The sequence below is a fragment of the Streptomyces sp. NPDC090077 genome, assembly GCF_044747545.1.
Classification (GTDB): Bacteria; Actinomycetota; Actinomycetes; order Streptomycetales; family Streptomycetaceae; genus Streptomyces.
On record NZ_JBIVEG010000024.1, the window covers coordinates 94,583 to 117,323 of the forward strand.

The window sequence follows — 22,741 nt, forward strand, 5'->3', positions numbered from 1 at the left end:
CGCACCGACGTACCCTCGGCTGCATGACGGGCAGCGCGATCAACCTCCGCAAGGTCGAGGAAGCGGCCCCGGCGCTCGTGAACCTGTACAAGAGCGCCGGGACCTCCCTCCGCAAGCACGGCCTGGAGGGCGGGCGCGCCGCCGTGTACCTGGTCCTGGACTACTCGGGGTCCATGCGGCCCTACTACGACGACGGCAGCGTCCAGGCCTTCGCCGACCGGATCCTCGGCCTGTCGGCGCACCTGGACACGGACGGCCGGGTCCCGGTGGTGTTCTTCTCCACCGAGGTCGACGCCGTCGAAGAGGTCACCCTGGCGGGTCACGAGGGGCGGGTCACCGCGATCGCGGCCCGTCTCGGCCACATGGGCAAGACCTCCTACCACCTGGCGATGGACGCGGTCATCGACCACTACCTCGACTCCGGCTCCGCCGATCCGGCCCTGGTCGTCTTCCAGACGGACGGCGGCCCGGTCAACAAGCTCGCCGCCGAGAAGTACCTGTGCAAGGCGGCCCGCCTCCCCCTCTTCTGGCAGTTCGTCGGCTTCGGCAACACGCGCAGCACCCAGTTCGACTTCCTGCGCCGCCTGGACGAACTGCCCGTGCCCGGCAAGCGGGTCGTGGACAACGCGGGCTACTTCCACGCCGGCCCCGAACCGCGCACGGTCCCCGACTCCGAGCTGTACGACCGGCTCGTCGCCGAGTTCCCCGGCTGGCTGGCGGCGGCGCGCGCGGCGGGCATCGTGCGCGCCTGACGGCCCGTCGGCGGTGCTTACATAGCGCCATGACGACGAACAACTGGGCAGCGTTCGAGAAGGCGGAACCGGAGTTCGCGGCGGCCGTACGGGCCCGCTTCGCCCGCTACCCGCACCACGTCCTGGCCACCCTGCGCAAGGACGGCTCGCCCCGGGTCGCCGGGCTCAACGTCGACTTCCGCGGCGGGGAACTGTGGCTCGGCATGATGGCGGGCTCGATGAAGGCCCGCGACCTCCAGCGCGACCCCCGCTTCGCCCTGCACACCAACCCGGGCGAGGGCATGGCGATGCCCGACGGGGACGTGCGGATCTCCGGGCGCGCGGTGGAGGTCGTGGACCCGCCCGAGCTGCACCGGTACGCCGAGGAGACCGACTCCCCGCACCCCTTCCACCTCTTCCACGCCGACCTGACCGAGGTCGTCCGCACCACGGTCGACGGCGACGAACTGGTCATCCGCACCTGGACCCCGGCCCACGGCACCCACACCCTGCGCCGCGGCAACGACGACGAACCGCCGCGCGAGGAACCGGCTAGCTGACGCGGCGGACCACGCCGGGGTCCACGTCCACCCAGCTGCGGTCGATGTTCACCGTCACCCCGCCGTACGAGGCGTCGTGGTCGCCGCGGAACTGGTGGACCCGGCGGGGGCCCGTCCACAGCGCCTTGCGCCGGGACAGGCCCATGTCGGCGTCGGTGACGGAGGCCCCGCCGTTCCACTGCGCCGTCCACAGCACGTCCGGCATGGCGTGCGGGGCCTGGTGGTGGTGGGCGCTGAGCGCCTTCACACCGGAACTGGCGGCCACGTAGGCCGCCGAGCGGTAGCCCAGCTCGTGCAGCCGTACCGTCCAGGCCGTGAGGTAGGCGACGACGGGGGCGTCCCAGGTGGCGCGGTCGTTGTAGTTCTCCACGTCGTTGTAGAGGAGGGTGCCCCCGCCGAGGCCCAGCGCCCGGGCCGCCCCGACAGCGCCCTCGGCGGCCTCCTTGCCCTGCTCGTTCGCCCGGGAGGGGTCGGTGGACAGGCCCGTGGTGGCGTGGTGCCAGGGCTGCGGTCCGACCCAGATCGGCATCAGGTGCCAGCCCGCGGCGGCCTGCCTGCGGATCCAGCCGGCCGTCAGCTGCGGCTGGGCGCAGGCACGGGCCCGGCCGCCGATGTAGACGCCGACCGCGCCGAACGGGGAGGCGGTGCGCCAGGCGTCCATGGTGCGCTGGGGAGGGGCGGTGCAGGTGTCGAACCCCTCGCCGGTCAGGGCCCGCTGGGCGAGGACGGCCGGCACGGGAGCGGCGGGAACGGACACCGGCTCCGCGGCAACGGCCCGCCGGCCGCCGACCGCCCCCGCCAGCAGCCCCCGTACGGCCCCGGGCCCGGCCCCGTACGACAGCGTGGCCATCACCCGCGGCCCGTGCAGGGCGTACCGCACCTCGCCGCTGCCGCCCTCGGCGGGCGGCACCGCGGACCCGCCGTCCACCGCGACGGTGGGGACGTCGGCGCGCGGCGGGGCCCCGTCGAGGGGCTCCAGGTGCAGGGTGTCGGCGCGGGTGGCGACGGCCCGGCGGCCGGAGCAGTCGGCCTGGGTGCCGGCGTGCCCGAGGTACAGGGTGGGCCGGTCCAGGCGCAGGCACGCCCCGGGCTCCCGCTCCAGGTCGACGACCCGCCACCCGTCGGGCAGGACCAGCCGCAGCCCCCGGTACTCGACGGCCGCCGTGTCACCGGCGGCGGCAGCGGCGGGCGCGAGCGGCAGCAACAGGGCGGCGCCCAGCAGGCAGCGCATCAGCATTCGAGAGGCCATGCCGCCCACCGATACCAGCAGGGACGTCGCCAACGGCGGCGGCCGGTCGTGTCGTTGAGCCGTCCGGCGTAGGAGGCGTCCTGCGCCCGGGGGGCGCTCCCGGGCCTCTTCCGGGCCGGGCACGACCGGGCGGTCCGGCGCACACCCCCACGGTGCACCGTCCCGCCCGGCCGTCCCCGCCCCACCCCGTCCCCGTCCCGCCCCGGACCGGAGCGGCCCGGTCAGCAGTCCCTCGCCCCGGCCGGGGGCTTGAACACCGCGCCGAGGACACCGTCGCGCCGCACGTCGACCAGCGACCAGTCCAGCACGGAGTCCTTCGGCGGCAACGGCAGGTCGTGCGGGAGGTCGCCCACGGCGAGGTCCCGGCCCACGTAGACGACGGACAGGACTCCGGCGCACCGCGCGGTCGCCGGCGGCTCGCTCCCGTCGGCCTTGCCCTCCGCCGGCCCGACGGCGAGGGTGCGCGTACGGATCGGCCCGTAGGTGAAGGAGTAGCCCGCCGAATCGGCCGAGCGGGCCATGTCCACCCGGAAGTGGCCGAGTTTCACCGTCACCGCCTCGCAGGGCGGCTGGGTGTCCTTCAGCCGGAAGTACACGCCGTCGTCCACGATGAACAGGGACGGCACGTCCTTGCTGTCACTGGCCTTGAGCCCCTTGAGATAGGTGCCCAGGGCCGTCGTGTCCAGACCCGCCGTGGCCGTGCACGCGGCCGTCCGGGCGGGTTCGCTCGGCGTGGCCGGCGAGGCCGGCGGCGGAACGGGGCTCGACGAGGAGGGCGAGGACGACGGGGCCGACGACGCGGGCCGGGGCCCTCCGGCCCCGATGTCCGCGCCCCCACCGCCGCAGCCCGCGAGGGCGAGCAGCGGCAGGGCCAGCAGCGGAGCGGTGAACGCGCGTAAGGAACGCATCGGGCCTCCAGGAGGACGCGTCGGGATCCCTTCCGATGCTGGCAGCGCGGCGGCGGCAGCGGCATCCGTAGAACCGCGTACGTATCCGCCGCGCCCGGACCGGGTATCCGTGATGCGGGGAGGAACCATGGTGGAAAGGACTCCACTGGTCGGGCGGGGGGCCGAGCTCGACCGGCTGGACGGGGTGGTCGCCGCGGTGCTCGCGCGGGCGGGCGGCGGGCCCGGCGGCGGGGACGGGCCGCCCGGCGTGGTGGACCTGACGGGTCCTGCGGGCATGGGCAAGAGCCGGCTGCTCACCGAGGTCTGCCGCCGGGCCCGCGCCCGGGGGCTGACGGTCCTGCGCGGACGTGCCACCGAGTTCGAACGGCACATCCCCTTCCGGCTGTTCACCGACGCGTTCGCCGACCTGGACCCGCGGCTGCTGCGGGCGCCGCTGCCCGACCCGGCGACGGCGCCCGTGCTGCACGGACCGGCGGCGGGCACGGACCCCGGCGGGCGCACGAACCCGTACGAGGGGCCGGACGCCCCGGCGGACCGGTTCGCCGTGCACCGGGCGACGGCCGGGCTGCTCACTGACCTGGCGGGGCGGGGCCGGGGACTGCTGATCGCCCTCGACGACCTGCACTGGGCCGACCCCGCCTCCCTGGAACTCCTCGACCACCTCGTGCGCCACCCCCCACCCGGCGCGGTCGGCCTCGTCGTGGCCCGCCGCGACCGCCAGACCGCGCCGTCGCCCGCCGCCGCGCTCGCCCGCGGGGTGGACACCGGAGCCGTGCTGCGCGTGGAACTCGGTCCCCTCGACCGGCGCACCTGTGTGGAGCACCTGGCACCCGGACTGCCGCCCGGCCGCGCGGAACGGCTGTACGCCTCCAGCGGCGGCAATCCCCTCTACTTCCTCGCCCTCCTCCAGGGCCAGGGCGCCGACCCGGCCGTCCCCGCGGGCGGCCTGAGCGCACTGCTGCTGGACGAGCTGACCCCGCTCACCGGCACGCAGCGCCGTACCGCCGAGGCCGCCGCGGTCCTCGGCGACCAGGCCACGGCCCCGCTGCTGGCCCTCACCGCCGGGCTGCCGGACGCCGGCCGGCTCGACGCGGACCTGGGCGCCCTGTCGGACCGCGACCTGCTGCGGCCCGGCCCGGCCGGGGGCTGGTCGCTGCGCCACCCCGTGCTGCGGACCGTCGTCTACCAGCACACCGACCACCGGCGGCGTACGGCCATGCACCGGCGGGCGGCCGCCGCCCAGGCCGGGACGGGCGTGTCCGCCGCCGTACGCGCCCACCACGTGGAGCGGGCGCTCACCGGCTGGGACCCCCGGGCCGCGGCGGTCCTGCTCGAAGCGGCCGACGAGGCCCGGACCACCGCACCGGCGAGCTGCGCGCACTGGCTGGGCGTGGTCCTCGGCGTGCTGCCGCACTCCCCGGAGTACGCGGCCCGGCGCGGGGAGCTGCTGCTGCGGCGGGCACGGGCGCTGAGCCTGTGCGGCAGGCTGAACGCCAGCCGGGACCTGCTCCACGGGCTGATCACGCGCCTCGACGGCGCCCGCGAGGACGACGGGCTGCGCGCGAGCGCCGTCACCCTGTGCGCGTCGGTGGAGCGCCACCTGGGCCGGTACGGCACGGCGGTCGCGCTGCTGCGGGGCGAGCTGGCCCGGCGGCCCGCGCCGGGGCCCGAGGACGCACTGGCGCTCGGACTGGAGCTGGGGTCGTCCGCGCCGCACGCCCTGTCGTACCCCGAGGTGCGGGAGGACGTGCTGCGGGCCTACGGGGCGGCGCTGCGGCTGGGCAACGCCCCGGCGGCGGCCGGGGCGCTGACGACGGCCGCCCTCGGGGAGGCGTACGGCGGGGATCCGGCGAAGGGCCGCCGGCTGGCCGACCGGGCGGCCGCCCGGCTCGACGCCCTGACCGATGCCGAACTGGCCGACCTGTGCGAGCCGCTGGCGCGGATCGCGTGGACCGAGTTCTATCTGGACCGCTATCCGGAGGCGGAGCGGCACGCCGACCGGGGGCTGGCCCTCGTCCGCCGCGTGGGCCCGCTGCACCTGCTGCCGCACCTGCTGGTGTGCAAGTCCGTCGTCCACATGAACTCCTGCCGGCTGGAGTCGGCGCTGGAGCTGTGCGAGGAGGCCGAGGGGATCGCCCGGGGCGTCGGCAGTGACGAGCTCCTCGGGCTCGTCCTGGGCAACAAGGCGCAGATCCTGATCGCGGCCATGCCGCCGGGGGACCCCCTGCCGCTGTCCGTGGCCGAGGAGGCGGTGGAGCTGGCGGGCTCGCGCAGCAACTGGTGGACCTCGCTGGCCTGGTGCGTGCTGAGCTACGCGGCCCTGTACGCCGGGGACCCGCGCAGGGCCCGTTCCGCGATGCTGCGGGCGGGACGCGGTCCGGAGCTGCCGGGCCTCCAGCCGTCGCTGCGGCCGCTGTTCCTGGAGGCCCTGGTCAATGCGGCCGTGGGGACGGGCGATCCGGCGGAGGCGGAGTCCTGGGCGGCGATGGCAGCGGCCGACGCGGAGCGGCTCGGGCTGCCGAACCAGCTGGCGTCGGCGCTGCGCAGCGAGGGCGCGGTGCTGGCGGCGCGGGGCGAGCCGGGACCGGCGGCGGAGCGGTACGCGCGGGCCGCGCGGGAGGCCGCGCGCGGCGGTGCCACGCTGTGGGAGGCGCAGGCCCTCGTGGTCGGCTCGGCCCTGACCGGCCGGGCGGGTGACCCGGGCACGGCGGCGGACCGCTGGCAGCGCGGGCGGCGCCTGGCCGAGGCGGGCGGCTCCCGCCTCCTCACGGGCCTGGCCGACCTCTTCCCGCCGGACCCCGCCCGTCCTCCCCTCCCCCACCTCACCCCCCGCGAACGCGAGATCGCGGAGCTGGTGGCGGAGGGCCTGACCACCCCGGCCATCGCGGCCCGCCTGTACCTGAGCCCCCGGACGGTGGACACCCACCTGTCCCACATCTACCGCAAGACGGGCATCACCACCCGCGCCGCCCTCGCCGCCCTGACAGCCCGGGGCACCCCCTGACCGGACCGCGGTCGGCGGGGTGGTCAGCGCGTACTACGCGACGGGCATCGCCCTCGGCTCGGACGACCCCGCCCGGACCGGCCCCCGAACGCCACCGCGCCCGCCACCCCTGGTCGGGGACGTGGCGGGCGCGGGTCGGTGTTCCGTACGCCCTTGTACGGACCGCATGAGGGGTCCCGCCGTTCGCGCGGCGGGGGCGCTGTCCGGCCCCCGCCCTCGCGGGCGGGGGCTGACGGGGGTCACACCATCAGGGAGCGGTCCGTCGGCTTGACCGGGTACGGGAGGGTGCTGGTGCCGGTCAGGTAGCGGTCCACGCCGCGGGCGGCCGAGCGGCCCTCCGCGATGGCCCAGACGATGAGCGACTGGCCGCGGCCCGCGTCGCCGGCGACGAAGACGCCGTCGGCGTTCGTGGCGTACGAGGCGTCGCGGGCGATGTTGCCCCGCTCGTCCAGGTCCACGCCGAACTGCTCGACCAGACCGTTGGCCTGGTCGGTGCCGGTGAAGCCCATCGCCAGGGTGACCAGCTGGGCCGGGAGGACCCGCTCGGTGCCGGGCTTCTGGACCAGCTTGCCCTCGACGAACTCGACCTCGGTCAGGTGCAGGGACTGCACGTTGCCGTCCTCGTCGCCCTCGAAGTGGGTGGTGGAGACGGAGTAGATCCGCTCGCCGCCCTCCTCGTGGGCCGAGGTGACCTTGTAGAGCATCGGGAAGGTCGGCCACGGCATGGCCGCCGGGCGGTCCTCCGACGGGCGCGGCATGATCTCCAGCTGGGTGACCGAGAGGGCGCCCTGGCGGTGGGCGGTGCCGACGCAGTCCGCGCCGGTGTCGCCGCCGCCGATGACGACGACGTGCTTGCCCTCGGCGGTGATCGGCGGGGCCAGGAAGTCGCCCTCCTGGACCTTGTTCGCGAGGGGCAGGTACTCCATCGCGAAGTGGATGCCCTTGAGGTCGCGGCCGGGGACCGGCAGGTCGCGGGAGACCGTGGCGCCCGCGGCGACGACGACCGCGTCGAAGCGCTTGCGCAGGTCGGTCGCCGTGATGTCGCGGCCGACCTCGATGCCAGTGCGGAACTTGGTGCCCTCCGCGCGCATCTGCTCGATGCGGCGGTTGATGTGCACCTTCTCCATCTTGAACTCGGGGATGCCGTAGCGCAGCAGGCCGCCGATGCGGTCGGCGCGCTCGTACACCACCACGGTGTGGCCGGCCCGCGTCAGCTGCTGGGCGGCGGCCAGGCCGGCCGGGCCGGAGCCGATGACGGCCACGGTCTTGCCGGACAGGCGGTCCGGGGCCTGCGGGGTGACGTCCCCGTTGTCCCAGGCCTGGTCGATGATCGAGACTTCGACGTTCTTGATCGTGACGGCCGGCTGGTTGATGCCGAGGACGCACGCCGACTCGCACGGGGCGGGGCACAGCCGCCCGGTGAACTCCGGGAAGTTGTTCGTGGCGTGGAGGCGCTCCGCCGCCGCCGACCAGTCCTCGCGGTACGCGAAGTCGTTCCACTCGGGGATCAGGTTCCCGAGCGGGCAGCCGTTGTGGCAGAACGGGATGCCGCAGTCCATGCAGCGGCCGGCCTGCTTGCTGATGATCGGGAGCAGCGAGCCCGGGACGTAGACCTCGTTCCAGTCCTTGACGCGCTCGGCGACGGGACGGGTACACGCGGTCTCGCGCGGGGTGGTGAGGAAGCCCTTCGGGTCAGCCATGGGTCGCCGCCTCCATCATCTTCTCGGTGGTCTCGGACTCGGAGAGTCCGGCCAGCTCAGCGGCGTCCTTGGCGGCGAGCACTGCCTTGTACGTGGTCGGGATGATCTTGCTGAAGCGGGCCGCGGCGGCGTCCCAGTCAGCCAGGAGCTTCGCGGCCACGGTCGAGCCGGTCTCCTCCTCGTGGCGGCGCACCACATCGTGCAGCCACTGCTTGTCGGCGTCGGAGGGGGCCTCGACGGCCTCCGCGTTGCCGACGTTGACCTGGCGCGGGTCGAGGTCGATGACGTACGCGACGCCGCCCGACATGCCGGCCGCGAAGTTGCGGCCCGTCTCGCCGAGGACGACCGCCGTGCCGCCGGTCATGTACTCGCAGCCGTGGTCGCCCACGCCCTCCGAGACGACCAGGGCGCCGGAGTTGCGGACGCAGAAGCGCTCGCCGGTGCGGCCGCGCAGGAACATCTCGCCGCCGGTGGCTCCGTAGCCGATGGTGTTGCCGGCGATGGTGGAGTACTCGGCGAGGTGGTCGGCGGCGCGGTCCGGGCGGACCACGACGCGGCCGCCGGAGAGGCCCTTGCCGACGTAGTCGTTGGCGTCGCCCTCCAGGCGCAGGGTGACACCGCTCGGCAGGAAGGCGCCGAAGGACTGGCCGGCCGAACCGGTGAAGGTCAGGTCGATCGTGTTGTCGGGCAGGCCCGCGCCGCCGAACTTCTTGGTGACGTGGTGGCCGAGCATGGTGCCGACGGTCCGGTTGATGTTGCGGATCGCGACCCGGGCGCGGACCGGCTGGGCCGTCTCGGCGGAGTCGGCGTTCAGCGCGTCTGCGGCGAGCTCGATGAGCTCGTTGTCGAGGGCCTTCTCCAGACCGTGGTCCTGCTCGATCAGGGCGTGGCGGACCGCGCCCTCGGGCAGCTCGGGCACGTAGAAGAGGGGCTCCAGGTCGAGGCCCTGGGCCTTCCAGTGCGTGACGGCCTTGCTGGTGTCGAGGAGCTCGGCGTGGCCGACGGCCTCCTCGATCGTGCGGAAGCCCAGCTCGGCGAGGAGCTCGCGCACCTCCTCCGCGATGAACTCGAAGAAGTTGACGACGAACTCGGGCTTGCCGGAGAAGCGGTCGCGCAGGACCGGGTTCTGCGTGGCGATGCCGACGGGGCAGGTGTCCAGGTGGCAGACGCGCATCATGACGCAGCCGGAGACGACGAGCGGCGCGGTCGCGAAACCGAACTCCTCGGCGCCGAGCAGCGCGGCGATGACCACGTCGCGGCCGGTCTTGAGCTGGCCGTCGGTCTGGACGACGATGCGGTCGCGCAGGCCGTTGAGCAGCAGGGTCTGCTGGGTCTCGGCGAGGCCGAGCTCCCAGGGGCCGCCCGCGTGCTTGAGCGAGGTGAGCGGGGAGGCGCCCGTTCCGCCGTCGTGGCCGGAGATCAGGACGACGTCCGCGTGGGCCTTGGACACACCGGCCGCGACCGTGCCGACGCCGACCTCGGAGACGAGCTTCACGTGGATGCGCGCGACCGGGTTGGCGTTCTTGAGGTCGTGGATCAGCTGGGCCAGGTCCTCGATGGAGTAGATGTCGTGGTGCGGCGGCGGGGAGATCAGACCGACACCCGGGGTCGAGTGACGGGTCTTGGCGACCCACGGGTAGACCTTGTGGCCGGGCAGCTGGCCGCCCTCGCCGGGCTTGGCGCCCTGCGCCATCTTGATCTGGATGTCGTCCGCGTTGACCAGGTACTCGCTGGTGACACCGAAGCGGCCGGAGGCGACCTGCTTGATGGAGGAGCGGCGCGCCGGGTCGTACAGGCGGTCCGGGTCCTCGCCGCCCTCACCGGTGTTGGACTTGGCGCCCAGCTGGTTCATGGCGATGGCGAGGGTCTCGTGCGCCTCCTTGGAGATGGAGCCGTACGACATGGCGCCGGTGGAGAAGCGCTTGACGATCTCGGAGACCGGCTCGACCTCGTCGATGGAGATCGACGGGCGGTCGCTCTTGAAGCCGAACAGGCCGCGGAGCGTCATCAGGCGCTCGGACTGCTCGTTCACGCGGTCCGTGTACTTGCGGAAGATGTCGTACCGGCGGTTGCGGGTCGCGTGCTGGAGGCGGAAGACCGTCTCCGGGTCGAACAGGTGCGGCTCGCCCTCGCGGCGCCACTGGTACTCGCCGCCGATCTCCAGCGCGCGGTGCGTGGCCGCGATGCCGGAGGCCGGGTACGCCTTGGCGTGGCGGGCGGCCACCTCCTTGGCGACGACGTCCAGGCCGGCGCCGCCGATCTTGGTGGCGGTGCCCGCGAAGTAGGTGCCGACGAACTCCTCGTTCAGGCCGACGGCCTCGAAGACCTGGGCGCCGCGGTAGGAGGCGACGGTGGAGATGCCCATCTTCGACATGACCTTCAGGACGCCCTTGCCGAGGGCGTAGATCAGGTTCTTGATGGCCTGCTCCGGCTCCAGGCCGGACAGGAAGGTGCCGGCGCGCAGCAGGTCCTCGACGGACTCCATGGCCAGGTACGGGTTGACGGCCGCGGCGCCGTAGCCGATGAGCAGGGCGACGTGGTGGACCTCGCGGACGTCGCCGGCCTCGACCAGCAGGCCCACCTGGGTGCGCTGCTTGGTGGCGATGAGGTGGTGGTGCACGGCGGCGGTGAGCAGCAGCGACGGGATCGGCGCGTGCTCGGCGTCCGAGTGGCGGTCCGAGAGGACGATCAGGCGGGCGCCGGCCGCGATGGCGGCGTCGGCCTCGGCGCGGATCTCCTCGATCCGGGCGGCGAGGGCCTCGCCGCCGCCGGAGACCCGGTAGAGGCCCGACAGGGTGGCGGCCTTCATGCCCGGCATGTCGCCGTCGGCGTTGATGTGGATGAGCTTGGCGAGCTCGTCGTTGTCGATCACCGGGAAGGGCAGGGTGATGCTGCGACAGGACGCGGCGGTCGGCTCCAGCAGGTTGGACTGCGGGCCGATCGAGGACAGCAGCGAGGTGACGAGCTCCTCGCGGATGGCGTCCAGCGGCGGGTTGGTGACCTGCGCGAAGAGCTGCGTGAAGTAGTCGAAGAGCAGCCGGGGGCGCTCGGACAGGGCCGCGATGGGCGAGTCCGTGCCCATGGAGCCGAGGGCTTCGCCGGCCGTGCGGGCCATGGGCGCGATGATGACGCGCAGCTCTTCCTCGGTGTAGCCGAAGGTCTGCTGGCGGCGGGTGACCGAGGCGTGGGTGTGGACGATGTGCTCGCGCTCGGGCAGGTCCGTCAGCTCGATCTCGCCGGTCTCCAGCCACTCCGCGTAGGGGGCGGCGGCGGCCAGCTCGTCCTTGATCTCGTCGTCCTCGACGATGCGCTTCTGCGCGGTGTCGACGAGGAACATCTTGCCGGGCTGGAGGCGGCCCTTGCGGACGACCTTGGACGGGTCGATGTCGAGGACGCCGACCTCGGAGCCGAGGACGACGAGGCCGTCGTCGGTGACCCAGTAGCGGCCGGGGCGCAGGCCGTTGCGGTCGAGGACCGCGCCGACCTGGGTGCCGTCGGTGAAGGTGACGCAGGCCGGGCCGTCCCAGGGCTCCATCATGGTGGAGTGGTACTGGTAGAACGCGCGGCGGGCCGGGTCCATGGAGGCGTGGTTCTCCCAGGCCTCCGGGATCATCATCAGCACGCTGTGCGGCAGCGACCGGCCGCCGAGGTGGAGCAGCTCCAGGACCTCGTCGAAGGAGGCCGAGTCGGAGGCGTCCGGGGTGCAGATCGGGAAGATGCGGTCCAGGGCGCCCTCGCCGAACGCGGCGGTCGCCAGCTGGGACTCGCGGGCCTTCATCCAGTTCCGGTTGCCCTTGACCGTGTTGATCTCGCCGTTGTGCGCGACGAAGCGGTACGGGTGGGCGAGCGGCCAGGACGGGAAGGTGTTCGTCGAGAACCGGGAGTGGACCAGGGCGAGCGCCGAGGCGAAGCGGCGGTCGGAGAGGTCCGGGAAGAAGGGCTCCAGCTGGCCGGTGGTCAGCATGCCCTTGTAGACGATGGTCCGGGCGGAGAGCGACGGGAAGTACACGCCGGCCTCGCGCTCGGCGCGCTTGCGCAGGACGAAGGCCTTGCGGTCCAGCTCGATGCCGGTGCTGCCGTTGCTCACGAACAGCTGCGAGAAGGCGGGCATCGTGGTGCGCGCGCCGTTGCCGAGCAGGTCCGGGGTGACCGGGACCTCGCGCCAGCCGAGGACCGTGAGGTTCTCCTCGGCGGCGATGGCCTCGATCCGCTCCACGGCGACGGCCTGTGCGGTGCCGTCGGCGGGGAGGAAGGCGATGCCGACGGCGTACGCGCCGGCCTCGGGGAGCTCGAAGCCCGCGACCTCGCGCAGGAAGGCGTCCGGCACCTGGGACAGGATGCCCGCGCCGTCGCCGGAGTCCGGCTCGGAGCCGGTGGCGCCGCGGTGCTCGAGGTTCCGCAGTACGGTCAGGGCCTGCTCAACGAGGGTGTGGGTGGCCTCGCCGGTGAGGTTCGCCACGAATCCGACGCCGCAGGCGTCCTTCTCGTTGCGCGGGTCGTACATGCCCTGCTGGGCGGGGCGACCGTCCATGGGCGACCAGGCGGTGTTGCTCGGGCCGGTCGCGGAGTGCGTGGATGCGGAACGCATCGGCTCTCCCGTCGTCGTCGTGGCAATGTGCAGCCGAGGGACGACGTTGGCCCTCTGCGAAAGTTCGTGCAGGTTACATGATGACGGTAATTCCGAGAACCGGATATCACATTCCAGCATGCGGACACTGCGCGAGACAGAAAGAAGGGACCTTCAAGGGAATCTCGAGTCGCAGACGCCTCTGAGGAGGCCTGCTGGGCACAACACGGGGTGAAGGTCCCGGCGCGAGACGGGCATCGTTGCCCGGCGCCCTGGTCTGATGCCCAGCGGTCACGGAATCGAAACCACCGGGTAACGGACTACTTATGTTGCGTGCTGCATAGTGTCTCACTCCCGCGGCCGTTAGCCTATGGCGCCGCCGATCCAGGTTCCCAGGATGTACGTCACACCCGCGGCGGCGCCACCCAGGACGAGCTGACGCATACCGCTGTACCACCACGACCGGGCCGTGACCCGCGAGACCACCGCGCCGCAGACGAAGAGCCCGGCGAGCGCCAGCAGCACGGCCGGCCACAGGGCGGTCGCCCCCAGCAGGTAGGGCAGTACGGGGAGCAGCGCGCCCAGCGCGAAGGAGCCGAAGGAGGACACGGCGGCGACCAGCGGCGACGGCAGGTCGTCGGGGTCGATCCCGAGCTCCTCGCGGGCGTGGATCTCCAGCGCCTGGTCCGGGTCGCGGGAGAGCTGCATCGCGACCTCGCGGGCGAGGGCCGGCTCGACGCCGCGCGAGACGTAGAGCTCGGCCAGCTCCTCCATCTCGTCGACGGGGTGCTTGCGCAGCTGCTGGCGCTCCACGTCCAGCTCGGCGAGGACCAGTTCGCGCTGCGAGGCGACGGAGGTGTACTCGCCGGCCGCCATCGAGAACGCGCCGGCCGCGAGACCGGCGAGGCCGGTGACGACGATCGTCGCGGGGGCCACCGCACCGCCGGCCACACCGGTCATCAGGGCCAGGTTCGAGACGAGCCCGTCCATGGCGCCGAAGACCGCCGGGCGCAGCCAACCGCCGTTGACGTCGCGGTGGGTGTGGTTGTCGCGGTGGGCCGTGTGCAGCGGCGCTTCGATGTCGATGATGGACATGCGCGTATATCCCCTTTTGTACGAGTGGGTACGAGTGGGTACGCGAAAGCAACGCGCAGCTGTGCCCCCGGCGCGGGGGCACCCCCCTGAACACCTCGAAACTACGCACGATTTCCGGCTCCCGCCAGCAAGGAAGGCCGTACTTACCTGGGGTTTCGCGGGTCGGCGACCGGGTGACGGGGGCGCGCGGGGGGCGTTTCGCGACGACCGACAAACCTCATGCCGTGGCACAAATCCCCCAAGGGCTCATGATGGGTCCCCCACCAAGTGGAGAGGCGCGCCATGGAGCTGATTGCATGCAATCCGCAGGTCCTCCTGGAACGGGCCAGGGGCGCACTTCTCGGCCTCGCGGTGGGTGACGCGCTGGGCGCCCCCGCGGAGAACATGAAGCCATCGGAGATCCGGGCGAAGTGGGGCCGGATCGAGGGCTTCGTCTCGGACGACCCGGCGGGCACGGACGACACGGAGTACGCGATCTTCTCCGGCCTGCTGCTGGCCCGGCACGGCTCCGCCCTCACCGTCGCGCACGTCGAACGGGCCTGGCACCACTGGATCGCCGACCTGGACGAGGGCCCCTTCCGCGGCGCGGGCTTCTCCGAGCGCGGCACCCTGGAGAACCTCCGCCGGGGCCTGGCGGCGCCGATCTCGGCCCAGCACCGGCACGCCTGGTCGGACGGCCTGGCCATGCGGGCGGCCCCCTTCGGGGTGTTCGCGGCGGGCCGCCCGGCGGAGGCGGCCCGCCTCGTCGCCATCGACGGCACGGTCAGCCACGACGGGGAGGGCATCTACGGCGGCCAGGCCGTCGCCGCCGGGGTCGCCGCCGCGATGGCCGGCGGCTCCCCCGCCTCGGTGGTCTCGGCGGCCCTGTCCGTCATCCCCTCCGACTCCTGGACGGCCCGCTCCCTGCGCCGCGCGGTGACCGCCGCCCCGCGCGGGGAGCGGGCGGTGCGCTCGGCGGTGGTCATCGGCGGCTACCCGTGGACGGACCTGGCCCCGGAGGCGGTGGGCCTGGCCTTCGGCGCCTTCGCCGCCTGCGCGGGCGACTTCACGGACTCGGTCCTCACCGCGGTGAACATGGGCCGGGACGCCGACACCACCGCGGCGGTGGCGGGCGCCCTGTCCGGCGCCCTGTCCGGCGCCGCCGCCATCCCCGCCGCCTGGGCCTCGGCCATCGGGCCGGTCCGGGGCAGCTGTCTCCCCTCGATGCGCGGCTACCACGTCCTGGACATCGCGGACCTCCTCACCCCGGAAACCGAGCCCGCCCGATGACCCAGCCCACCACCCTCACCGACCCGGCCCCGGAAGCCCAGTCCCCCGCGCCCCCCACGGGCGGGGCCACCACGCCCGACCCGAACCGCCCGCCGCAGACGGGCACCGCCCCGCCCCCGGCCCCGGCCGACGGGCCGGCGACGGACCCGGCCCCGGGAGCCGAGGTCCCGCTCCCGGCCTCCGGAACCGCCACAGCACCACCCCCGGGCGTGGAGGCCGCAGCCCCGCCCGGCGGAGAGCCTGCCCCGGCCGCCGGAACCACGCCCGGGGAACTGCTGCGGAGCACGCCCCCGGAAGCGAACACCCCCGCGGACCGCCCCGCACCCCCCGCCCCGGGCCCGGCCCCGGCCCCGGCCGTCGCGGCCGGGCTGGTGGCGGCCCCGACCCCGGCCACCGCCCCGGCGGGCCGGGGCGGTGCGCCCGCGCCGGCCGGGCCCGCCGTGGGCAGTGTGCCGGGGGCCGGGGGCCCGCCCCCGGTTTCGGGAAGGGGTGGGGTGGGGGGAGTCTCCGCCCCGGGCCGGACCCCGCAGACCGGGTCGCGTACCCCCGCACCCGCACCGGAGGCCGCCGACCCGGCACCGCGTACCCCCACCCCACCGCCGGAGGCGACCCGCAGGATCGAGGGAGTGCTGCTCGGCCTCGCCGCGGGCGACGCCGCCGGGTGGCCCGCCGCCCGGCACCGGGCCAGCCGGATGCCCGAGTGGACCCGGCGCCTGACCCGCGAGCTCGACACCTTCGCCGAGCAGAACGCCACCACCACCCTCCCCGTCCCCATCGCCCTCAACCAGCCCCCCGAGCCGCTCCGCCTCGGCCCCTCCGACGACGCCGAATGGGCCGCTTTCGCCGCCGAGTCCGTCCTCACCGCCGCCGGGGTGCTGCTCAGCGACCTCTCCCGGTCCCGCCGCATGCGGGCCGCCATCGACCTCGCCTGGAACGCCCTGGCCAGCGAGGTCGCAGCCGCCGCGGAACGGGCCCCCGAGGTCGAGTCCGCCGTGCTGCCCATGCGCGCCCGGATCTCCGTACGCGCCGGGCTCGGCAACCTGGCCGCCGGGCTGCGCCCGCCCGCCACCGGCCACGACAACCCGCACTACTTCGACGACGCCGCCTGCGTCCGCGCCTGCGTCCTCGCCGTAGTGCACCCCGGCGACCCGGAGGCGGCCGCGGACCTCGCCGAGTTCGACGCCCGCTACACCCAGGACGGCGACGGGGTCCACGGCGCCCGCGCCATGGCAGCCGCCGTCGCCGCAGCCCTCGCCGGGGCGGACACCGACACCGCCGTCGACGCCGCGCTCGCCCAGCTGCCCGCCCCCACCGAGATCGGCCGCAACGCCCGGCACGCCGTCAAGCTCGCCCGCGCCGAGACCGGCGGCGCCTTCGCCCTCGTCCCCCTCCTGGAACACCAGATCGTCGACCACGTCTACAGCTACGGCATCGCCGCCGCCGAGACCGTCCCCGTCGCCCTCGCCCTCGCCACCGCCGCCCGCGGCCGGGCCTGCGAAGCCGTCCCGGCCGCCGCCTGCCTCTCCCGCGTCGCCGACTCGGCCCCCGCCCTCGCGGGCGCCCTCACCGGCGCCCTCGGCGGCGGCGACTCCCTCCCCGCCGCCTGGCGCGAGGCCTGCCGCACCCTCTCCGGCTGCGCCCTGCCCCGGCTGGCCGGAACCGACCTCGTCGAACTCGCCGCACTGCTCTCGCGTACGGAACTCACCACCCTGAAGGGATGATTCGGGCATGACCCTCACACTGGAGGACCGGTTCTCGGGCGCCCTCGTCGGCGCCGCCGTCGGTGACGCCCTCGGCGGGCCGGTGGAGGGGTGGTCCCCGGAGCAGATCGCCGAGCGGCACGGCGGGCGCGTGCACGGCATCGTCGGCCCCTGGTACGAGGACTGGCGCACCGCCAGGCCCATCGCGCCGTACCACAAGGGCGACGGCCACGTCACCGACGACACCCTCATGACGCACGCCCTGGTACGGGTCTACGCGGCCGTGCGCGACCACCTCGACGCCTACGCCGTCGCCGAGCACCTCGTACCGGACCTGATGGGCACCCCCCGCTGGATCCCCGAGCTGGAGGCCGAGGCGCTGCCCCTCCAGCGGATCTTCCTCGCCGAGAAGTGGATCGTGACCCGGCTGCACTACGCGCACGCGGACCCCCGCGAGGCCGGCACCGGCAACATCGTCAACTGCGGTGCGGCGATGTACATGGCGCCGGTCGGCCTGGTCAACGCGGGCAACCCGGCCGCCGCCTACGCCGAGGCGCTGGACGTCGCGGGCGCGCACCAGTCCTCGTACGGGCGCGAGGCGGCCGGCGTCTTCGCGGCGGCGGTCGCGGCCGCGTGCGCACCGGGCGCGACGGCCGGCTCCGTGGTGGACACCGCGCTGGTGCTGGCCAAGGACGGCACCCGCGACGCCATCGCGGCGGTACGCGACGTCGCGCTGCGGCATCGGGACTTCGAATCCGCCCTGGCACCGCTGCGGGCGGCCGTGGCCCCGTACGACTCGGTCGGACCCGACTACCGGGCGCCCTCCCTCGGCGCCCGGCGCCCCTCGCGCCTGCACTCCATCGAGGAACTCCCCGTCGCCCTCGGCATGCTGCTGGTCGCGGACGGCCGGTACGAGGCCTCCGTGCTCGGCGCCGTCAACTACGGCCGCGACTGCGACTCCATCGCCACCATGGCCGGGGCGCTCGCCGGCGCCCTGGGCGGGGAGTCCGCCGTACCGGCCGCCTGGGCCAAGCAGGTCGCCGAGGCCAGCCGGCTCGACCTGCACGCCCCGGCGGCGGCGCTGGCCGCCGTGGCCCGGGAGGTCTTCGACCGGGACCGGGCCCGCCGCCGCGCCCACGAGGCCGCCTTCGACGCCATCGCCGCACCGCGATGACGGGCTCCTGCGCCGACGGTGCCCCGCCCGCACCCCCGCCCACGGCGGGCGCCGCCCCGTCGGACCCGGTCGTGCCGGGCGCCGTCCCGGCAGGCCCGTTCACGACAGCCGCGGCCCCGGCCGGCACAGGCACTGCGCGCCCCGCCACCGGCCGGGGGGCCTCGGACCCCGTGCGCCTGACCTGGGTGCAGCCCGAGGACCTGCTCGGCCACGAGCTGCGCCAGGCCGCCGAGGACGGGCGCGACCCCGGCCCGGCGCTCGCCGCCTGGCTCGCGGCGGGCGGCCATCCGGCCCCCGCCCGGGCCGGGGCCTCCCCCGCCCCCGCCGCACCGGAGCTGCGCGCGCTCGCCGGCCGCCTGCTGGACGGCCTCGCGGAGCTCCCCGTCCCCACCGCGGCCGCCGAGCCCACCGACTGGCCGGCCATCCGGGCCACCTGGGCAGCGCCCCCGCCCGCCGCCGCCCCGGACCCCGGGCTGCCCCGCAGGCTGGAGGCCGCCTGGCTGGGCCGGGCGGTCGGCTGCGTACTCGGCAAACCCGTCGAGAAGCTTCCCCTGGACGGCATCCGCGCCCTCGCCCGCGCCGCCGGGAACTGGCCGCTGGACGACTGGTTCACCGCCCGCGGCGTCCCCGCGGAGCTACTGGCCGCGCACCCGTGGAACCGCCGCTCCGCGCCCACCTCCCTCGCCGAGAACATCGACGGCGCGCCCGAGGACGACGACCTGAACCACCCCCTCCTCGGACTGCTGCTGCTCCAGCGCCACGGCAAGGGCTTCACCACCGCCGACCTGGCCCGGCTCTGGCTCGACGAGCTCCCCGCGGGCCGCACCTTCACCGCCGAACGCGTCGCCTACCGCAACCTGCTCCAAGGGCTGGAGCCCCCGCTCACCGCCACCCGCCACAACCCCTTCCGGGAGTGGATCGGCGCCCTCATCCGCGCCGACGTCCACGGCTGGACCAACCCCGGCGACCCGGCCGCCGCCGCCGAGCAGGCCTGGCGGGACGCCACCCTCACCCACACCGCGGGCGGGGTCCACGCGGCCCTCTTCAGCGCCGCCGCCATCGCCGAGGCCGCCGGCGGCCGGGCCGACGTGCACGGCGCGCTGCGGGCCGGACTGGCCGTCGTACCGCCCGGCTCGCGCCTCGCCGAGGCCGTCCGCCACGGGATCCTCGCCGCCCGCGAGGAGTCCTGCTTCGACCGGGTCGTGGACCGTCTGCACGCCCGCTACGGCCGCTACCACTGGGTGCACGCGGTCCCCAACACCGCCCTGCTCGCCGCCGCCCTCACCCACGCCGACGGGGACTTCACCCGCTCCGTCTGCCTCGCGGTGTCCGGCGGCTGGGACACCGACTCCAACGGCGCCACCGCAGGCTCGGTCGCCGGGCTGCTGGCCGGGTCCCCCGACCGGATCCCCGAGCGCTGGACCGCCCCGCTGAAGAACCGCCTCGCCACCACCGTCGCCGGCTTCGACGGCATCGGCTTCGACACCCTCGCCCACCTCACCGCCCGGCTCGCCACCCCGCCCACCACCCCGCCCACCACCCAGGAGGCAACCCGCTCATGACGGCCATCGCCGTGCTCGGCAGTACCAACATGGACCTCGTCGCCTACGTGGCCAAGGCCCCCCGGCTCGGGGAGACCGTCACCGGGCGGGAGTTCCGCACCGCCCCCGGCGGCAAGGGCGCCAACCAGGCGGTGGCCGCCGCCCGCCTCGGCGGGGAGGTGGTGATGATCGGCGCGGTCGGGGCGGACGAGTTCGGCGTCCGGCTGCGCGCCGGACTGGCCTCGGCCGGGGTCGAGACCGCCGCGCTGCGCACCGTCGAGGGCGCCAGCGGCACCGCGCACATCACCGTCGACGACGAGGGCGGCAACAGCATCGTCGTCATCCCGGGCGCCAACGCCCGCGTCACCGGCCTGGAGGCGGGCGACGCCTCGCGGATCGGCGCCGCCGGCTGCCTGCTGCTCCAGCTGGAGCTCCCCCTGGAGGCCGTCCTCGCCGGCGCCGAGGCCGCCCGCGCGCGCGGCGTCCGCACCGTCCTCACCCCGGCCCCCGCACAGCCCCTGCCGGCCGGGCTGCTCGCCGCCACCGACCTGCTGGTCCCGAACGAGCACGAGGCCGCCGCGCTCACCGGGCTCACCGACCCGCACCGGGCCGCGGAGGCGCTGCTGCGCGAGGTGCCGGAGGTGGTGGTCACCCTGGGCGCGGCGGGCTGCCTGTACGCGGCGCGGGGGCGCGAGCCGCTGACGGTGGCGGCCCCCCTGGTGCGGGCGGTGGACACCACCGCCGCCGGGGACACCTTCGTCGGGGCGCTCGCGGTGGCGCTCGGGGAGGGCCGCCCGATGCCCGAGGCGCTGTCCTGGGCCTCGGTGGCGGCGGCCCTGTCCGTCCAGCGGCCCGGGGCGCAGGACTCGATGCCGACCCGGGCCGAGGTGGACCGGGCGGCGGCGGGAGGAGCGGCATCATGACGGCCGGCACCGACGCCCCCGCCCCCGGCCCCCTGTCGGGGCTGCGGGTGCTCGACCTGGCCACGCTGTTCGCCGGCCCGCTGGCCGCCACCCTGCTCGGGGACTTCGGCGCCGAGGTGGTCAAGGTCGAGCACCCGCACCGGCCGGACCCCTCCCGGGGGCACGGGCCGGCCAAGGACGGGGTCGGGCTGTGGTGGAAGCTCCTCGGGCGGAACAAGCGGACGATGACCCTGGACCTGTCCGTGCCCGGCGGCCGGGACACCCTGCTGCGGCTGGCCGCCACCGCCGACGTGGTCGTCGAGAACTTCCGCCCCGGCACCCTGGAGAAGTGGGGCCTGGGCTGGCCCGAACTGTCGGCCGCCAACCCCCGCCTGGTCCTGGCCCGCGTCACGGCCTTCGGCCAGCAGGGCCCGTACGCCCGCCGGCCGGGCTTCGGCACCCTCGCCGAGGCGATGAGCGGCTTCGCCGCGATCACCGGGGAGCCGGACGGCCCGCCGACCCTGCCGCCCTTCGGCCTCGCGGACTCCATCGCCGCCCTGACCTGCGCCTACGCAGTGATGACGGCACTGGCCGGCCGGGACCGGACCGGACACGGCCAGGTGGTCGACCTGGCGATCATCGAGCCGATCCTGACCGTGCTGGGCCCGCACCCCCTCTGGTACGACCAGCTCGGCTACGTCCAGCCCCGCACCGGCAACCGCTCCGCCAACAACGCCCCCCGCAACACCTACCGCAGTGCCGACGGCCGCTGGCTGGCGGTGTCCGCCTCGGCCCAGTCGATCGCGGAGCGCGTGCTGCGCCTCGTCGGCCGGCCGGAGCTGACCGCCGAGCCCTGGTTCGCGACCGGGTCCGGGCGGGCCGCGCACACGGAGGTCCTCGACGAGGCGGTCGGCGGCTGGATCGCCCGGCACAAGGCGGAGGAGGTGGTCGCCGCCTTCGAGGAGGCCGAGGCCGCGGTCGCCCTGGTCTACGACGTCCGGGACGTGATGGCCGATCCGCAGTTCGCCGCCCTCGACACGGTCACCGAGGTCGAGGACCCCGAACTCGGCCCGATCCGCATGCAGAACGTCCTCTTCCGGCTGTCCGGGACCCCCGGCGGGATCCGCTGGGCCGGCCGCCCGCACGGCGCGGACACCGAATCCGTCCTGACCGAGCTCGGCCTGACCGGGCCCGAGATCTCCGCTCTCCGCCTGGAGGGGGCCCTGTGATCCTGACCTGGCTGTACGCACCCGGGGACCGCCCGGAGGTGGTGGCCAAGGCCCTGCGCAGCGGGGCCGACGCCGTCATCGTCGACCTGGAGGACTCGGTGTCCGCCTCGCGCAAGGAGTACGCGCGCGCGGCCACCGCCGAACTGCTCACCGAGCGGCCTCCGGTCCCCGTCCACGTCCGCGTCAACGCCCTCGGCTCCCCCTGGTCGGGCCCCGACCTCACGGCGCTGGCCAAGCAGCACGGGCTCGCGGGGCTGCGGCTGCCCAAGGTCGACGCGCCGGAACAGATCACCCGGGTCGCGGAACGCACCGGAGGGGTGGCGCTGTACGCGCTGCTGGAGTCCGCGCTGGGGGTGGAGAGGGCGTACGAGATCGCCCGCGCCCACCCCTCCCTGCAGGGGCTGACGCTGGGCGAGGCGGACCTCTGCGCGGACCTCGGCGTCTGCGCGGAGAGCGGGCTCGACTGGCCGCGTTCCAGGGTCGTCGTGGCGGCCCGTGCCGCCGGGCTGGCGCCGCCGGCGCAGTCGGTCTTCCCGGACATCCGGGACCTCGAGGCCCTGGCGGCGTCCTGCGCGCGGGGCCGGGCGCTCGGGTTCCTCGGCCGTGCGGCGATCCACCCGCGGCAGCTGCCGGTGATCGAGCGGGCCTTCCTCCCGGGGCCGGAGGAGGTCACCGCCGCCGAGGAGATCGTCACCGCCGCCCGGGCCACGCCGGGGGCCCTTGCCCTCCCGGACGGGCGCTTCGTCGACCCGGCCGTGGTGGCGGCCGCCCACCGCACCCTGTCCCTGGCCCGCCGCCGCCCTTCTTGACGCGCCGCTCTCCTTTTTCACGCGCCGCTCGCGCGGCTCGGCCCCTGGGGGGCCTCCCCGGCTTCGCGCCGCTGCGACAGCCTCCGGCCGTCGGCCTGCCGGGCGGGGCCGGTTCGGGTGTCTGGTGCCGGTGAGCGTGTGCGGGTGGGTGGGCCGCTGCGCGGAGCGGGTCCCCTACCCGCCCTTCCACCGTTCCCCGGGCTGCGCCCGGACCCGTTACGGCGCTACCGCGCCCGCGCCTCAAACGCCGGCGAGGCTAGATATAGCCTCGCCGGCGTTTGAGGCGCGGGGTCTGGGGCGGAG

15 protein-coding genes are annotated in these 22,741 nt (G+C 75.1%); 10 read left to right on the top strand and 5 right to left on the bottom strand.

The features are described from left to right. Window positions 1-23 precede the first annotated feature (23 nt). Together ACIPW5_RS30500 and ACIPW5_RS30505 are read left to right on the top strand one after the other, a co-directional pair. Window positions 24-752 carry a VWA domain-containing protein gene (locus ACIPW5_RS30500; protein WP_401251713.1) on the top strand — a complete coding sequence of 243 codons (729 nt, stop codon included), beginning with the start codon at window positions 24-26 and terminating at the stop codon, window positions 750-752. Between the two features lie 29 nt (window positions 753-781). Further along, window positions 782-1,291, top strand: coding sequence for a pyridoxamine 5'-phosphate oxidase family protein (locus ACIPW5_RS30505; protein ID WP_401251716.1), 510 nt, complete (start codon window positions 782-784; stop codon window positions 1,289-1,291). Here ACIPW5_RS30505 and ACIPW5_RS30510 read toward each other — a convergent pair. Continuing rightward, complete coding sequence (locus tag ACIPW5_RS30510; RefSeq protein ID WP_401251719.1) at window positions 1,284-2,540, bottom strand: DUF1906 domain-containing protein; 1,257 nt, start codon at window positions 2,538-2,540, stop codon at window positions 1,284-1,286. The two genes, ACIPW5_RS30505 and ACIPW5_RS30510, sit on opposite strands and share 8 nt — an antisense overlap. A gap of 221 nt (window positions 2,541-2,761) precedes the next feature. Further along, the gene (locus tag ACIPW5_RS30515) at window positions 2,762-3,448 is read right to left on the bottom strand and encodes a hypothetical protein (protein ID WP_401251722.1); all 687 of its coding nucleotides are present in this window, start codon (window positions 3,446-3,448) and stop codon (window positions 2,762-2,764) included. A 127-nt stretch (window positions 3,449-3,575) separates the two neighbouring features. Here ACIPW5_RS30515 and ACIPW5_RS30520 point away from each other — a divergent pair, with 127 nt between their 5' ends. Beyond that, window positions 3,576-6,452 (top strand): ATP-binding protein, encoded by a 2,877-nt coding sequence (locus ACIPW5_RS30520; RefSeq protein WP_401251725.1) that lies wholly within the window; start codon window positions 3,576-3,578, stop codon window positions 6,450-6,452. A 239-nt stretch (window positions 6,453-6,691) separates the two neighbouring features. On the opposite strand, the gene ACIPW5_RS30525 is transcribed toward ACIPW5_RS30520, so the two are convergent. From ACIPW5_RS30525 to ACIPW5_RS30535, 3 genes are all read right to left on the bottom strand, one after another. Continuing rightward, entirely contained in the window at window positions 6,692-8,152 is a 1,461-nt protein-coding gene (locus tag ACIPW5_RS30525) for a glutamate synthase subunit beta (protein ID WP_401251728.1), read from the bottom strand. Next, window positions 8,145-12,683, bottom strand: coding sequence for a glutamate synthase large subunit (gltB, locus tag ACIPW5_RS30530; protein ID WP_401251755.1), 4,539 nt, complete (start codon window positions 12,681-12,683; stop codon window positions 8,145-8,147). Before gltB ends, ACIPW5_RS30525 begins: the two co-directional genes overlap by 8 nt. 399 nt (window positions 12,684-13,082) lie before the next feature. Further along, window positions 13,083-13,814 carry a VIT1/CCC1 transporter family protein gene (locus ACIPW5_RS30535; RefSeq protein WP_401251731.1) on the bottom strand — a complete coding sequence of 244 codons (732 nt, stop codon included), beginning with the start codon at window positions 13,812-13,814 and terminating at the stop codon, window positions 13,083-13,085. A gap of 282 nt (window positions 13,815-14,096) precedes the next feature. Here ACIPW5_RS30535 and ACIPW5_RS30540 point away from each other — a divergent pair, with 282 nt between their 5' ends. The 7 genes from ACIPW5_RS30540 (at window position 14,097) to ACIPW5_RS30570 (ending at window position 22,438) form a co-directional block, all read left to right on the top strand. Further along, complete coding sequence (locus tag ACIPW5_RS30540; RefSeq protein ID WP_401251733.1) at window positions 14,097-15,083, top strand: ADP-ribosylglycohydrolase family protein; 987 nt, start codon at window positions 14,097-14,099, stop codon at window positions 15,081-15,083. 371 nt (window positions 15,084-15,454) lie between these two features. Continuing rightward, window positions 15,455-16,804 carry an ADP-ribosylglycohydrolase family protein gene (locus ACIPW5_RS30545; RefSeq protein WP_401251756.1) on the top strand — a complete coding sequence of 450 codons (1,350 nt, stop codon included), beginning with the start codon at window positions 15,455-15,457 and terminating at the stop codon, window positions 16,802-16,804. A gap of 7 nt (window positions 16,805-16,811) precedes the next feature. Then, on the top strand, window positions 16,812-17,957 hold the full coding sequence (locus tag ACIPW5_RS30550; protein WP_401251736.1) for an ADP-ribosylglycohydrolase family protein: 1,146 nt from the start codon (window positions 16,812-16,814) through the stop codon (window positions 17,955-17,957). Window positions 17,958-18,127: 170 nt separating this feature from the next. Next, a complete protein-coding gene (locus ACIPW5_RS30555; RefSeq protein ID WP_401251738.1) occupies window positions 18,128-19,519 on the top strand; it encodes an ADP-ribosylglycohydrolase family protein in 1,392 nt (463 codons plus the stop codon). After that, entirely contained in the window at window positions 19,516-20,421 is a 906-nt protein-coding gene (rbsK, locus tag ACIPW5_RS30560; protein ID WP_401251741.1) for a ribokinase, read from the top strand. The genes ACIPW5_RS30555 and rbsK overlap by 4 nt, the downstream gene beginning before the upstream one ends. Continuing rightward, window positions 20,418-21,629 carry a CaiB/BaiF CoA transferase family protein gene (locus tag ACIPW5_RS30565; RefSeq protein WP_401251744.1) on the top strand — a complete coding sequence of 404 codons (1,212 nt, stop codon included), beginning with the start codon at window positions 20,418-20,420 and terminating at the stop codon, window positions 21,627-21,629. Before rbsK ends, ACIPW5_RS30565 begins: the two co-directional genes overlap by 4 nt. Then, window positions 21,626-22,438 carry an HpcH/HpaI aldolase/citrate lyase family protein gene (locus ACIPW5_RS30570; protein ID WP_401251747.1) on the top strand — a complete coding sequence of 271 codons (813 nt, stop codon included), beginning with the start codon at window positions 21,626-21,628 and terminating at the stop codon, window positions 22,436-22,438. The genes ACIPW5_RS30565 and ACIPW5_RS30570 overlap by 4 nt, the downstream gene beginning before the upstream one ends. Window positions 22,439-22,741 lie beyond the last annotated feature (303 nt).

Coding starts and splice junctions, on each gene's coding strand:
- ACIPW5_RS30500 (WP_401251713.1), top strand. CDS start 24: ATGACGGGCAGCGCGATCAACCTCCGCAAGGTCGAGGAAGCGGCCCCG.
- ACIPW5_RS30505 (WP_401251716.1), top strand. CDS start 782: ATGACGACGAACAACTGGGCAGCGTTCGAGAAGGCGGAACCGGAGTTC.
- ACIPW5_RS30510 (WP_401251719.1), bottom strand. CDS start 2,540: ATGGCCTCTCGAATGCTGATGCGCTGCCTGCTGGGCGCCGCCCTGTTG.
- ACIPW5_RS30515 (WP_401251722.1), bottom strand. CDS start 3,448: ATGCGTTCCTTACGCGCGTTCACCGCTCCGCTGCTGGCCCTGCCGCTG.
- ACIPW5_RS30520 (WP_401251725.1), top strand. CDS start 3,576: ATGGTGGAAAGGACTCCACTGGTCGGGCGGGGGGCCGAGCTCGACCGG.
- ACIPW5_RS30525 (WP_401251728.1), bottom strand. CDS start 8,152: ATGGCTGACCCGAAGGGCTTCCTCACCACCCCGCGCGAGACCGCGTGT.
- gltB (WP_401251755.1), bottom strand. CDS start 12,683: ATGGACGGTCGCCCCGCCCAGCAGGGCATGTACGACCCGCGCAACGAG.
- ACIPW5_RS30535 (WP_401251731.1), bottom strand. CDS start 13,814: ATGTCCATCATCGACATCGAAGCGCCGCTGCACACGGCCCACCGCGAC.
- ACIPW5_RS30540 (WP_401251733.1), top strand. CDS start 14,097: ATGGAGCTGATTGCATGCAATCCGCAGGTCCTCCTGGAACGGGCCAGG.
- ACIPW5_RS30550 (WP_401251736.1), top strand. CDS start 16,812: ATGACCCTCACACTGGAGGACCGGTTCTCGGGCGCCCTCGTCGGCGCC.
- rbsK (WP_401251741.1), top strand. CDS start 19,516: ATGACGGCCATCGCCGTGCTCGGCAGTACCAACATGGACCTCGTCGCC.
- ACIPW5_RS30565 (WP_401251744.1), top strand. CDS start 20,418: ATGACGGCCGGCACCGACGCCCCCGCCCCCGGCCCCCTGTCGGGGCTG.